Origin of the sequence: Micromonospora sp. NPDC048935 (assembly GCF_043197875.1) — a bacterium.
GTDB lineage: Bacteria > Actinomycetota > Actinomycetes > Mycobacteriales > Micromonosporaceae > Micromonospora.
Genome location: NZ_JBICTZ010000002.1, coordinates 61,199 through 73,298 on the forward strand (window position 1 = coordinate 61,199; position 12,100 = coordinate 73,298).

The 12,100-nt window shown below is 71.9% G+C and carries 13 protein-coding genes and 1 pseudogene; 9 read left to right on the top strand and 5 right to left on the bottom strand.

The genetic code is table 11. From position 1 onward, the window contains the following. Positions 1–29: 29 nt before the first annotated feature. The 3 genes from ACGFIW_RS06535 to ACGFIW_RS06545 all read right to left on the bottom strand — a co-directional run bounded on the left by ACGFIW_RS06535 (position 30) and on the right by ACGFIW_RS06545 (position 3,756). Positions 30–1,439 carry an amidase gene (locus tag ACGFIW_RS06535; protein ID WP_393311378.1) on the bottom strand — a complete coding sequence of 470 codons (1,410 nt, stop codon included), beginning with the start codon at positions 1,437–1,439 and terminating at the stop codon, positions 30–32. Between the two features lie 12 nt (positions 1,440–1,451). After that, positions 1,452–2,594, bottom strand: coding sequence for a cystathionine gamma-synthase (locus ACGFIW_RS06540; protein WP_357078985.1), 1,143 nt, complete (start codon positions 2,592–2,594; stop codon positions 1,452–1,454). 112 nt (positions 2,595–2,706) lie between these two features. Beyond that, complete coding sequence (locus ACGFIW_RS06545) at positions 2,707–3,756, bottom strand: hypothetical protein (protein WP_393311380.1); 1,050 nt, start codon at positions 3,754–3,756, stop codon at positions 2,707–2,709. A 250-nt stretch (positions 3,757–4,006) separates the two neighbouring features. Here ACGFIW_RS06545 and ACGFIW_RS06550 point away from each other — a divergent pair, with 250 nt between their 5' ends. The 7 genes and pseudogenes from ACGFIW_RS06550 (at position 4,007) to ACGFIW_RS06580 (ending at position 8,090) form a co-directional block, all read left to right on the top strand. Next, complete coding sequence (locus ACGFIW_RS06550) at positions 4,007–4,429, top strand: HIT family protein (protein ID WP_393311382.1); 423 nt, start codon at positions 4,007–4,009, stop codon at positions 4,427–4,429. 76 nt (positions 4,430–4,505) lie between these two features. After that, positions 4,506–5,168, top strand: coding sequence for a peptide-methionine (S)-S-oxide reductase MsrA (msrA, locus tag ACGFIW_RS06555; RefSeq protein WP_393311384.1), 663 nt, complete (start codon positions 4,506–4,508; stop codon positions 5,166–5,168). A gap of 40 nt (positions 5,169–5,208) precedes the next feature. Continuing rightward, on the top strand, positions 5,209–5,550 hold the full coding sequence (locus ACGFIW_RS06560) for a hypothetical protein (RefSeq protein WP_393311386.1): 342 nt from the start codon (positions 5,209–5,211) through the stop codon (positions 5,548–5,550). A gap of 3 nt (positions 5,551–5,553) precedes the next feature. Further along, the gene (locus ACGFIW_RS06565; protein WP_393311388.1) at positions 5,554–6,207 is read left to right on the top strand and encodes a nucleotidyl transferase AbiEii/AbiGii toxin family protein; all 654 of its coding nucleotides are present in this window, start codon (positions 5,554–5,556) and stop codon (positions 6,205–6,207) included. Next, positions 6,165–6,359 (top strand): annotated as a pseudogene (locus ACGFIW_RS06570) (peptide-methionine (S)-S-oxide reductase); the annotation flags it as partial. The gene ACGFIW_RS06565 and the pseudogene ACGFIW_RS06570, both read left to right, overlap by 43 nt. A gap of 295 nt (positions 6,360–6,654) precedes the next feature. Next, positions 6,655–7,584 (top strand): ribonuclease Z, encoded by a 930-nt coding sequence (locus ACGFIW_RS06575; RefSeq protein ID WP_393311390.1) that lies wholly within the window; start codon positions 6,655–6,657, stop codon positions 7,582–7,584. Further along, complete coding sequence (locus ACGFIW_RS06580) at positions 7,581–8,090, top strand: GNAT family N-acetyltransferase (RefSeq protein WP_393311392.1); 510 nt, start codon at positions 7,581–7,583, stop codon at positions 8,088–8,090. Before ACGFIW_RS06575 ends, ACGFIW_RS06580 begins: the two co-directional genes overlap by 4 nt. A 142-nt stretch (positions 8,091–8,232) precedes the next feature. Here the strand turns inward: ACGFIW_RS06580 and ACGFIW_RS06585 are convergent, their stop codons facing one another. Further along, positions 8,233–9,603, bottom strand: coding sequence for a cystathionine beta-synthase (locus ACGFIW_RS06585; RefSeq protein ID WP_393311394.1), 1,371 nt, complete (start codon positions 9,601–9,603; stop codon positions 8,233–8,235). A 72-nt stretch (positions 9,604–9,675) separates the two neighbouring features. Continuing rightward, complete coding sequence (locus tag ACGFIW_RS06590; protein WP_393239242.1) at positions 9,676–10,032, bottom strand: YkvA family protein; 357 nt, start codon at positions 10,030–10,032, stop codon at positions 9,676–9,678. Positions 10,033–10,182: 150 nt separating this feature from the next. Here ACGFIW_RS06590 and ACGFIW_RS06595 point away from each other — a divergent pair, with 150 nt between their 5' ends. Beyond that, positions 10,183–11,232: an SGNH/GDSL hydrolase family protein gene (locus ACGFIW_RS06595; RefSeq protein ID WP_393311396.1), complete on the top strand. Its 1,050-nt coding sequence runs from the start codon at positions 10,183–10,185 to the stop codon at positions 11,230–11,232. After that, the gene (locus ACGFIW_RS06600) at positions 11,229–12,041 is read left to right on the top strand and encodes an SGNH/GDSL hydrolase family protein (RefSeq protein ID WP_393311398.1); all 813 of its coding nucleotides are present in this window, start codon (positions 11,229–11,231) and stop codon (positions 12,039–12,041) included. Before ACGFIW_RS06595 ends, ACGFIW_RS06600 begins: the two co-directional genes overlap by 4 nt. Positions 12,042–12,100: the final 59 nt, after the last annotated feature.

Sequence of the window (12,100 nt, forward strand, 5' to 3'; positions counted from 1 at the left end):
GCGCGACGATGCGCGCACACCGTAGACGATCATGCGACCGCCGGCGACCCCGTTCCGACCCGGGGGTAACCAGGGGCGTGGCGGGCCCACGGGGCGGCCATCTCGAACTGGCCGGCCACACCGAGCAGCAGTAACTCCGAGCCGGGCGGACCGACGATCTGCACGGCGACCGGCAGGCCGTCCGGGCGGCGACCGACCGGCACCACGATCGCCGGCAGGCCGGCGATGTTCCACGGTGCGGCGTACGGGGCGTACCGGATGTTGGTTGTCATGTTCGCCCGCCAGGACCGCTCCGACCAGCGTGCCGCCTCCGGGGGCGCGGTGGCCAACGCCGGGGTGAGCAGCAGGTCGACCGAGTGGTCGGTGAAGAAGTCGACGGACCGCTGCCGCCACGCGGCCCGGTCCGACTCCCGCACGTAGCCGCGACGCTGCGCCCACTCACCCAACGCGACGTGCCGCCGGGTACGCCGTTGCAGGCCACGGCGGTCCAACCCGGCGGCCCGCACGTCGGTGGCGGCGGCGGCGAGCCAGGTGGCGATGCCCTGTAGACCCAGCGCGGTGGGGTAGACCGGATCGGCCGGCACCGTGTCGTGCCCTGCGGCGGCGAGCAGCCGACCGGCGGCGGCGACCGCGTCCCGGTTGGGCGCGTCCGGTGCGACGCCCCGCACCGGCGAACGCAGCGAGACACCCACCCGCAGCCGCTGCGGCGGGACCAGCTTCTCGGGCCGCCGACCGGCGAGCACCGAGAAGCCCACCGCGGCGTCGGCGACCGTGCTGGTCAGCACACCGTGCTCGGTGAGGCCGAACCAGTCGTCCGCGCCGAGCTGGCAGGGCACCACACCCCGGCCGGGCTTGAGCCCGACCAGGCCGCAACAGGCCGCCGGGATCCGGATCGAGCCGAGACCGTCGTTGGCGTGCGCGATCGGCACCAGCCCGGCGGCCACCGCGGCGGCCGCGCCGCCGGAGGAACCGCCGGGGGTACGCGTGCTGTCCCACGGATTGCGGGTCACCGCGTTGTCGTCGTCGGTGACCGCCCACAGCCCCAGCTCCGGCATCCGGGTCACACCGAGGATCACCGCGCCGGCGCCGCGGAGCCGGCGCACCACCTCGTGGTCGGCCTCCGCGACGTCGGTGCGTGCCGCCGCCGACCCGTTCCAGGTGGGCAGACCGGCGACCGGAGTGTTCTCCTTGACCGCCACCGGCACCCCGGCCAGTGGCAGGTTGGCCAGATCCTCCTGCTCGTCGACCTTCTCCGCCTCGGTGATCGCCTCGCCGCCGCGAACGGCGCGGAACGCCGCCAGCTCATGGTCGGCACGGGAGATGTATTCGAGGTGGTCGGCGACGACCTGCGTGGCCGACACGTCACCTCGGCGTACGCCCCGGGCGATCTGCTTGGCGGTCGCTCCGACCCAGGTCGCCATGATGTCCTGCACGGCCATCCTTCCCAGCGGTCAGCCCAGCGCCTGCTCCAGATCGGCGAGTAGGTCGTCGACCGTCTCGATGCCGACAGACAGTCGCACGAGATCGCCGGGAACTTCAAGCGGCGAGCCGGCAGCACTTGCGTGTGTCATCCGACCCGGGTGCTCGATCAGCGATTCGACGCCGCCCAGCGACTCGGCGAGCACGAAGAGCTTCGTGCGGTTGCAGATGTCGACCGCGTGCTCCTCCCCACCGGCGGCACGGAACGAGATCATGCCGCCGAACCGGCGCATCTGCTTGGCGGCCACCTCGTGACCGGGGTGCGACGGCAACCCGGGGTAGAGCACCTGGGCCACCTCGGCGTGCCCGTCGAGGTACGCGGCGAGCCGCTCGGCGTTGTCGCAGTGCCGGTCCATGCGTACGCCGAGGGTCTTGATGCCCCGCAGGGTGAGCCAGGCGTCGAAGGGGCCGTTGATCGCGCCCATCGCGTTCTGGTGGTAACGCAGCTCCTCGCCGAGCGCGGCGTCCGCGACGACCAGCGCACCCCCGACCACGTCGGAGTGCCCACCGATGTACTTGGTGGTCGAGTGCACCACCACGTCCGCGCCGAAGGCGATCGGCTGTTGCAGGTACGGCGAGGCGAAGGTGTTGTCCACCACCAGCAGTGCGCCCGCGTCGTGTGCCACGGCGGCCAGGGCGGCGATGTCGGCGATGCCGAGCAGCGGGTTGGTCGGCGTCTCCAACCAGACGATCTTCGTGCGGCCGGGCTGCACGGCGGCCCGGATCGCGGCCGCGTCGGAGACCTTGGCCGGGGTGAACTCCAGGCCCCAGCGCTGGGCGACACGGGCGAAGAGCCGGTACGTGCCGCCGTACGCGTCGTCCGGGATCACCACGTGGTCGCCCGGTTGGCACACGGCCCGCAGCAGGGCGTCCTCCGCCGCCAGGCCGCTGGCGAAGGCGAGCCCCACCGACCCGCCCTCCAGCGCCGCCAGGCACTCCTGGAGGGCGTCCCGGGTCGGGTTGCCGGAACGGCTGTACTCGTAGCCGAGCCGGGGCGCGCCGACGGCGTCCTGGGCGTACGTGCTGGTCTGGTAGATCGGTGGGATCACCGCGCCGGTCCGCGCCTCGGGGTCCTGACCGGCGTGGATGGCGAGCGTCTCGAAGCCGTGGTTCATGCTGGTGAGGCTAGTGCCCGTCCGGGATGGCCGGAACGGAACCCGCGCTCCCCGGCGGGGCCGGACCGTCCGGCCCGGCCCCGCGCTGGCCGACCAGGGGTCGGCGGGCCGGTCAGCCGGCCGGAACGGGCAGGACGTGCAGGGTGACCGGGTGTTCCCCGGTCCAGTCGTAGGAGACCGCGTAGACCCGGGCGCCGTTCGGTGCCCAGGCCAGCGCGCCCGGGCTGAGGTCGTCGTTCAGCTCGAAGTGGGCCAGCTCGGTGCCGTCGGCCCGGAAGACGAACACGTCCGGGTCATAGGCGGCGTCCGCCCCGCCGGCGATCCTGGTGCCGTCGCGGGACACCTCGACCGCGTTCGGGTACGAACCGGTGGGGTAGGTCACCGACGGGGTGCTGATGTCGGCGAACGGGAACGCCTGCACCACGTACGGGGCACCGGAGGCGGTGAAAACGGTGGTGCCGGTGGGGTCGAGCGCGACGTCTCGCAGGTAGCTGCCGACCGCCATGAAGTCGTTCTCCCTGGGCGCGCTCAGTGCGCCCCCGGTGCCGATCGTGTACGCGTACACCGAAGCGGGGCTCAGCCCGGGCTGCCCGGCCAGCAGCACCGAACGGTTCTGGCTGGCGGCGGCCAGCAGCGGGGCGTCGTAGAAGTCCTGACCGGTGGCCACCCCGGTGGTCACCACTGCCGGTTGCCGGCCCAGGTCGATCCGGCCGATGTTGCCGCCCCACTGGTCACAGCCGTAGCCGAACCACAGGTACCGCCCGGTCAGCGCGAGCGACGACGGGCACTCCCCCGCGCCGGTGTCGTAGCGGGCCGACTCGGTCAGCGACCCGGTGTTGAAGGCGGCGATGGCGTTGGCGCTGGGCAGCGCCACGTAGAGCGTCTGCCGGTCGGCGCTGAGCAGCAGGTCGCTGGGGCCGGGCAGCCCCGACAGGGTGCCGACCACCGTGCCTGTCGCGCTGGTCACCACGACCTCGGTCGAGGAGTAGCCACCGCTGACGAAGACCCGGTCGCCGGCCGACACCACGTCGGCCACGCCCGGCAGCGACAGCGGGGTGGCCGTCTGCGCGGGGGCCGCCTGGGCGGGGGTCGAGATCGCGGCGGTCAGCAGCCCGACGGTCAGGGCGGCCAGCGCCAGCGTCGGACCTCTTCTGATCTGCAAGGTGCGTCCTTTCGGAGTGTCGACGACCCGAACCACGACGGCCCGGGGTCCTGAGGCCGCAGCAAGGAATCAGATCGTCGCCGTGAGGGCGCCGTCCAGGCGACAGCCCGCCTCGGCCGACCGGCCGGGCGTCGCTGTCGCGACAGCACGTTGCCCCCGTGTGCTTATCCAGACCGGTCAATGACTATCACAGTCGATGCCCGCGTGGGGGGCACCGAGATTCGTCAGCCCCTCGGCATAGCCTGAGCCGATGAGCGGTTGCGTGTTCTGCGGGATCGTGGCGGGTGACGTGCCGGCGTTCCGGGTCGCCGACACCCCGGACGGGGTGGCGTTCCTGGACACCCGGCCGGTGTTCAAGGGGCACGTGCTGGTGGTGCCGCGAGTGCACCTGGTGACCCTTGCCGAGCTGCCGGCGGACCTGCTGCCCGGCTACTTCGCGCTGGTCCAGCGACTGACGGTGGCGGTGGAGACCGGTCTCGGCGCCGGTGGGACGTTCGTGGCGACGAACAACAAGGTGTCCCAATCGGTGCCCCACCTGCACACACACGTCGTGCCGCGGACGAAGGGCGACGGACTGCGGGGCTTCTTCTGGCCACGCACCCGGTACGACGACGACACCGAGGCCCAGACGTACGCCGACCGGGTCGCCGCCGCCCTCCGAGGTGGGGCCTGAGTCACGGCGACGCGGGTAAGGAAGGAAGACCCACCGGTGTTACACGCTGGGAGAGGTACGAGAGGAGATCCCCACCGTGTTTTTGCGTCGCATGAACGCCGAGATGGTTTCACCCGACCAGGCCCTGCCTGGTCGCTCGATCGCCATGCCGGTCGCTGATCGCCACGAGGTGCTGGGCACCCCGTTGAAGGGCCCGTTCCCGGAGGGCCTACAGGTCGCGGTCTTCGGCATGGGCTGTTTCTGGGGGGCCGAGCGGCTGTTCTGGACGCTGCCCGGCGTCTACACCACCTCCGCCGGCTACGCGGGCGGCAGCACCAAGAACCCGACGTACGAGGAGACGTGTTCCGGTCGCACCGGGCACGCCGAGGTCGTCCAGGTGGTGTACGACCCCAGCAAGATCACCTACGAGGATCTGCTGAAGGTCTTCTGGGAGAACCACGACCCGACCCAGGGCATGCGCCAGGGCAACGACGTGGGCACCCAGTACCGGTCGGCGATCTACACGACCACCGACGAGCAGCGGACCATCGCCGAGTCGTCCCGGGACGCGTTCCAGCCGATCGTCACGCGGGCCGGCAAGGGTGAGATCACCACGGAGATCGCCCCGCTCGGCAGCTACTACTTCGCCGAGGACTACCACCAGCAGTACTTGGCCCCGACGAAGAACCCGAACGGTTACTGCAACCACGGCCCGAACGGGCTGAGCTGCCCGGTCGGCGTGGCCCGTACCGCCGGCTGAATCGAGGCGTTAGCCTGATTCAGACGCATGGGAGGGCACGATGAGCGGCGACAGCGCTAGCCGTCCACACGGTTACGCCAAGCCGGTCGTCGTGCCCGAAACCCTTGATCAGCTTCGTGGGCCCACGTCCGGGGTGGTAGATCTGCCACGCCACTTGAAGTGGTCCGGCAACTCCCGTTACGACCTCACGCAACCCGGACGCATCGGCGACCTGTACCGGACGGTCCTCAACGAGGCTGCGAGTCCGACCGACCTCTACACCTACATCAGCCGCGACTCGCTGATCCAGCTCTGGCCGTCGATGTGGTTGCCCCGAGCCGTGCGCCGCGCATGGGAAGAACGCTTCCCCGCCCTCCGCAGCGCCCCTCGACGCGCTGCCTGAACGATGCTGCCGAGCCACATCAAGATCACCCGGGTCGCACTCGCGGCTGCCGGTCGATTTGGCTTCGCCCTGGCGGGTGGCTACGCGGTGAGCGCGCACGGCATGGGTAGTCGACTCAGCGGTGATGTGGATCTCTTCACGGCCTGGCACCTGCGCGCATCGTTCCCGGAAGCGGTCGACAACGTCATCTTCGCTCTGGAAGAGCACCAATACGCGGTCACCGCCCTGATTCGGAATGACACGTTCGCCCGTCTGCTCGTCGCGGACCGCAATAAGCCAGACGGGGAGCCGGACAAGCTGGAGATGTCGGCGGACTGGCGCGCGCACGCCCCCGTGATGTCCACCGTCGGCCCTGTCCTCCATCCCGACGACGCCGTCGCCAACAAGATGTGTGCGCTCTTCGGCCGCGCCGAAGCCCGGGACTTCCTCGACGTGGACGCCGCCCTCCTGAGCGGCCGATACACGAGGCAACGCCTGCTCGAGTTGGCCGCGGCTGCGGATCCCGGCTTCGAGCCGCGCGCCTTCGCAGACGCACTGGGCGCGTTGACGCAGATCACGGACGCCGACTTCGACTGCTACGGGATACCAGCCGCCGAACTACCCGCTGTCCGCGAGCGTTTCGCGCACTGGCGACGCGAGCTCACCGAAGCTTCGTAGGCACAGTGGCTGAGGCCTCGTCCGCCCCGTTCGGCAGCTACTACTTCGCCGAGGACTACCACCAGCAGTACCTCGCCCCGACGAAGAACCCGAACGGCTACTGCTGCCCGGTCGCCGAAAGGGCGGCCGGGCATTCCCGTTTGGCCGTGTGATCGAAATCCGTTGCAGACCCCGCCGGAGACTCGATAACGTGGCCGTACACGTGAAAGGAGGTGGTCCAGACTTGTATAGCAATCGGACTCGTGAGGTGGCTGTCAGCTAGCCGCTGTCCTCGACAGTGATCGGTCCGCCTCAAGGCGGGCAATCAGCACCATCGTCGAGACCGTGTGGCAGCGGTGCGGCGAATCCACGACAGCCACCCGACCCCCGGGGTGCCGGCCAAGTCCAGCCGGCCCGCGCACCAGCGCGGAGCGCCCCGGGGGTCGCTCCATATCCGGGGGAGCGGCGATGTCCATGCGCGAGCTGGTGATCCTCGGAACGGCCAGCCAGGCGCCGACCCGACAGCGCAACCACAACGGGTACGTGCTGCGCTGGGACGACGAGGTGATCCTCTTCGACCCGGGCGAGGGCACCCAACGCCAGTTTCTCCACACCACGGTCACGGCCAGCGACCTGACCCGGATCTGCGTCACCCACTTCCACGGCGACCACTGCCTCGGCCTGCCCGGCACCATCCAGCGACTCTCCCTGGACCGGGTGCCGCACCCGGTCGCCGTGCACTTCCCGGCCGGCGGCGCCGAATACTTCGCCCGGCTCCGGCACGCGACCTCCTTCTACGAGACCGCCGAGCTTCAGGTCACCCCGATCGAGGAGGATGGGCAGCGGATCGCCCTGCGCTGCGGCACGCTGGAGGCACGCCGGCTGCGGCACCCCATCGAGACGTACGGCTATCGGCTTGTCGAGCCGGACGGCCACCGGATGCTGCCGGAGCGGCTGTCCGCGTACGGCATCAGTGGGCCGGCCGTCGGGGAGCTGATCCGCGTCGGGCACCTCGACCTCGACGGGCGTCGCGTCACCCGCGACGAGGTGAGCGTGCCCCGACCGGGGCAGCGGTTCGCGTTCGTGATGGACACCGGCCTGTGCGACGGGGTCTACGCCCTCGCCGAGCACGCCGACCTGCTGGTCATCGAGTCGACCTTCCTGGAGTCGGAGGTCGCGCTCGCCGCCGAGGTCGGCCACCTGACCGCGGCGCAGGCCGCGCGGGTGGCCACCGAGTCCGGGGTACGCCGGCTCGTGCTCACCCACTTCTCCCAGCGCTACCCGGACCCGCGCCGGTTTCACGACGAGGCGCGCGCACACTTCGACGGTGATCTGATCATCGCCGAGGATCTGACCACGGTGCAGCTCCCACCTCGCCGGGTAGCCTCGGCCGGGTGACCGTCACGCTGCGCCCCGCGACCGCTGCCGACATGATGGCGGTGGGCGCCCTGCACCAGCGCTCCCGGGTCGCCGCCTACTCCGCATTCCTGCCCGCCGACGCGTTGGCCGACCCGACACCGGAGGCGATGGGGCGGTACTGGGCGGAACGCTGGCAGTGGGAGCGGGACACCCACCGGATGACCGTGGCCGAGCGGGCCGGGGCGTTGGCCGGGTTCAGCCACCTGGGCCCGGACGACGAGGACGACCCCGCCACCGGGCTGCTCAACGCGATCCACCTGGACCCGGCCGAGCAGGGCCGCGGCACCGGCCGTGCGCTGATGATCGACGCCCTGGACGCCATGCGCGCGCTGGGCTGGCGGCGTGCCGTGCTCTGGGTGCTGCGCGACAACGCCCACGCCCGCGAGTTCTACGAGCGGGGCGGCTGGACCCCCACGGGCGACGAACGGGACGAGGCAATCGGATCGGCCCCAACCCGACAACTCCGCTACACCCGCCCCCTCTAAGCGCCCCACCCCACCCGTCCTCGCCCCACCCCACCTCGCCGATCTTGCACTTTCTGTCGGGACGAAACGCCGCAACAACGACATTCAGGCGACAGTAAGTGCAAGATCGGCGGGGGCGGGGGCGCGCGGGATGGGGGTGGGGTTAGTGGGCTCCTAGGTGGGCCAGGAGGTCTTGGCGGGTTAGGACGCCCTTGGGCTTGCCGTCGACGAGGACCAGGGCGGCGTCGGACTTCTCCAGCATGCCGACCGCCTCGCTCACCGGCTGGCCGCCACCGATCATCGGCAGCGGGTCGCCCATGTGCCGCTCGATGGTGTCGTGCAGGTGGGCCTGGCCGGTGAACAGCGCGTCGAGCAGGTCCCGCTCGGCGATCGAGCCGGCCACCTCACCGGTCACCACCGGCGGCTCGGCCTTGAGCACCGGCAGCTGCGAGACGCCGTACTCGCGCATGTAGTCGATCGCGTCGCGGACCGTCTCGGTGGGGTGCACGTGCACCAGCTCGGGCAGGCCGCCCGGCTTGCTGGCCAGGGCGTCGGCCACCGTCGGCTCGGCGCCGGAGTTGTCGAGGAAGCCGTACCGGGCCATCCACGAGTCGTTGAAAATCTTGGAAAGGTAGCCCCGGCCGCCGTCGGGCAGCAGCACCACCACCACGTCGTCCGGGCCGGCCCGGCGGGCGACCTCCAGCGCGGCGACCACCGCCATCCCGCAGGAGCCGCCGACCAGCAGCCCCTCCTCGCGGGCCAGCCGCCGGGTCATCTCGAAGGACGCCTTGTCGGAGACCTCGACGATCTCGTCGGCGACATCCCGGTCGTACGTCTCCGGCCAGAAGTCCTCGCCGACGCCCTCCACCAGGTACGGACGGCCGGTGCCGCCGGAGTAGACCGAGCCCTCCGGGTCGGCGCCGACGATGCGCACCCGCCCCTCGGACGCCTCCTTCAGGTAACGGCCGATGCCGGAGATGGTGCCGCCGGTGCCGACGCCGGCCACGAAGTGGGTGAGCCCGCCCTCGGTCTGCTTCCACAGCTCCGGGCCCGTGGTCTCGTAGTGCGAGCGCGGGTTGGCCGGGTTGCTGTACTGGTTGGGCTTCCAGGCGCCGGGGATCTCCCGGGTCAGCCGGTCGGAGACGTTGTAGTACGAGCGCGGGTCCTCCGGGGCGACGGCGGTCGGGCAGACCACCACCTCGGCGCCGTACGCCCGGAGCACGTCCTGCTTGTCCTGGCTGACCTTGTCGGGGCAGACGAAGACGCACTTGTAGCCCTTGAGCTGGGCCACCAGGGCCAGCCCGACGCCGGTGTTGCCGCTTGTCGGCTCGACGATGGTGCCGCCGGGCCGGAGCAGGCCGGCGGCCTCGGCGTCCTCCACCATCCGCAGGGCGATCCGGTCCTTGACCGAGCCGCCCGGGTTGACGTACTCCACCTTGGCCAGCACGGTGGCCTGGATGCCCTCGGTGACGTTACGCAGACGCACCAGCGGGGTGTTGCCGATCATGTCGACGACGTTGTCGTAGTACTGCACGGTGTGCCCTTCGTTGCGGCGCCGGCAACGGCGGCCGGGCAGACGTTTCCTCGTCGCCCAGCGTACGTGTCGTCAGGGCACCAGCCCTCCGGGGATGACCGAGCTGCGGGCCGCCTCCCACTCCAGGAACCTGTCGGTCTCGGCGAGCACGCTGCCCGCCAACCAGGTGATCATGACCGCGTCGTCGGCCAGCCCGAAGATCGCCAGCGGGATCTCCGGGAGCAGGTCGATGGGCGAGACGATGTACGCCGTCGCCGCCGTCATCAGGGCGAGCCGTAGGCCGCCGTCGTACTCCCCCCTGGTGGTGGCCCGGATCATCCGGGGCAGGGCGGCCAACCGGGTGCCCAGCGACGGCCCTCCCCGCGCCCCGGCCATCAGTGCCCGCGCCAGGGCCGTGAACGCCGCGCTGCGCTTCAGTGTCTTCCCCATCGTCGCGCTCCTCTCCGCCGGATCAGCGTGGCGGGTCGGCGCAAATCGGCCGGCCTCTGCCGCAGAGATACCCCGCCGCGTCGGTTTCCAGGCACCCGGGTGCCGTCACGACGACAGCGGCGTGTCGGGGCGGCGCGATAATGTCGCGGTATGGGGGTGGCTGATTCCGTCGTACCCGGTGAGCGCTGGCGGCAGGCCAGGCGGTTCGCCCGCCTGGCCGCGATCGGGACGGGCGCCACCGCGGCGGCCGCGGTGGCGACCGGCGGGGTGCTGCTCGGCCAGGCCCGACAGGCCCGCCGCACCATCCCGATGGCCGAGGCGCCGCCACCGCGCTGCGACGGGCTCTACGGCGCGAAGTTCCCCGGCCCGGCACTCACCATGGTCGTCCTCGGCGACTCGTCGGCTGCCGGCTACGGGGTGCACCGCCGTCGGGAGACGCCCGGTGCGCTGCTCGCCACCGGCCTGTCGCGTCGACTGCACCGGCCGGTGCAACTGCACCGCTTCGCGGTGGTCGGCGCCATCTCCGCAGCGCTGCGCCACCAGGTCGAGGCGGCACTGGACTGCCGACCCGACATCGCGGTGATCCTCATCGGCGGCAACGACATCACCAACCGGACGCCGCGCGGGCTGGCGGTGCGCTATCTGGTCGAGGCGGTGCGCACGCTGCGCGCCGCCGGGTGCGAGGTGGTCGTCGGCACCTGCCCCGACCTGGGTGCGATTCGCCCGATCCAGCCTCCGCTGCGGTGGTTGGCGCACCGGTGGAGCCGCCAACTCGCCGCCGCCCAGACGGTCGCGGTGGTCGAGGCGGGCGGTTGGACGGTCTCCCTCGGTGATCTCCTCGGTCCCCGGTTCGTGGCGGAGCCGACCCGGATGTTCGCCTGGGACCGCTTCCATCCCTCCGCCGAGGGGTACGCGATGGCCGCCGCCGCACTCCTGCCGACGATGCTGTCCGCGCTCGGCACAGGGCAGGAACGACGGACCACGCCGACGTGGGGAGAGGGCGTACGGTCGCTGCCGGAGGCCGCGCAGGAGGCGGCCCGGCACGCCGGCACCGAGGTCAGCGGCACCCAGGTCCGGGGCCGTGAACGGGGGCCGGCCGGCCGGTGGGCGCAGTTGCGCCGCCGGGCGTTCTTCGGTGTCGGCGCGGTGCCGCAGCACGGGTCCGCCCCGGACACCTCGACAGTGGAGGGACTGGCATGAACGAGCGCAGCGAGCGGGGCGTGATCACCGGCCTCGCCGGCCGGCTGGGTCGGGCGGCGGCGTTCTCGCTGCTCGCCGGCACCGTCGGTGGGGCCGCCGTCCTTGCCGGTGAGGCGTTCGTCGCCCGGCACCGGCGCTACGCCCAACCGGAGCTGGGGTTGGCCCTACGGGCCACGATCGGCCGGGCGGGTGCCCCGCCGCTGCGGCTGGTGCTGCTCGGCGACTCGTCCGCACTGGGGGTGGGTGTCGACCGCCTGGAGGACACCATCGGTGGGCAGTTGGCCCACCTGCTCGCCGAGGGCCCGACCGGCCGGCGCGTGCACCTGTCCAGCGTCGGCGTCTCCGGTTCCCGCTCGACCGACCTGGCCACCCAGGTGGCTCGGGCTCTGCTCGGTGAACGGCCCGACGTGGCGCTGATCCTGATCGGCGCGAACGACGCCACCGGGCTGCGCCGACCCGCGGACGCCTCGGCCTATCTCGCCGCGGCGGTGCACCGGCTGCGTGAGGCGCGGGTCGAGGTGGTGGTGGGCACCTGCCCCGACCTCGGGGCGGCGCGTGCCATCGCACCCCCGCTGCGCCAGGTGGTCGGCTGGTCGGGGCGTCGGATGGCCCGTGCGCAGACCGCAGCCGTGCTGGACGCCGGCGGCGCGGTGGTCGACCTCGCCACCGAGACCGGGCCGGTGTTCCGGGCCGACGCGGGGACGCTCTGCCACGACGGCTTCCACCCCTCGGCCGACGGCTACCGGGTGTGGGCGCACGCGTTGCTGCCCGCCATCGCCGCCGCGGCGGCGGCCACGACCCGACGCTAGATCGTCCCCGGTCAGGGGTGACATTTCCCGCCGTGCCGGCTTCTTCCGCACGATGTTAC

What these genes read in the sequence shown, in the direction of transcription:
- ACGFIW_RS06600 (WP_393311398.1), top strand. Translation starts at nt 11,229, where the DNA reads ATGAACGAGCGCAGCGAGCGGGGCGTGATCACCGGCCTCGCCGGCCGG.
- ACGFIW_RS06590 (WP_393239242.1), bottom strand. Translation starts at nt 10,032, where the DNA reads ATGGGGAAGACACTGAAGCGCAGCGCGGCGTTCACGGCCCTGGCGCGG.
- ACGFIW_RS06540 (WP_357078985.1), bottom strand. Translation starts at nt 2,594, where the DNA reads ATGAACCACGGCTTCGAGACGCTCGCCATCCACGCCGGTCAGGACCCC.
- ACGFIW_RS06575 (WP_393311390.1), top strand. Translation starts at nt 6,655, where the DNA reads ATGTCCATGCGCGAGCTGGTGATCCTCGGAACGGCCAGCCAGGCGCCG.
- ACGFIW_RS06565 (WP_393311388.1), top strand. Translation starts at nt 5,554, where the DNA reads ATGCTGCCGAGCCACATCAAGATCACCCGGGTCGCACTCGCGGCTGCC.
- ACGFIW_RS06560 (WP_393311386.1), top strand. Translation starts at nt 5,209, where the DNA reads ATGAGCGGCGACAGCGCTAGCCGTCCACACGGTTACGCCAAGCCGGTC.
- ACGFIW_RS06595 (WP_393311396.1), top strand. Translation starts at nt 10,183, where the DNA reads ATGGGGGTGGCTGATTCCGTCGTACCCGGTGAGCGCTGGCGGCAGGCC.
- ACGFIW_RS06535 (WP_393311378.1), bottom strand. Translation starts at nt 1,439, where the DNA reads ATGGCCGTGCAGGACATCATGGCGACCTGGGTCGGAGCGACCGCCAAG.
- ACGFIW_RS06550 (WP_393311382.1), top strand. Translation starts at nt 4,007, where the DNA reads ATGAGCGGTTGCGTGTTCTGCGGGATCGTGGCGGGTGACGTGCCGGCG.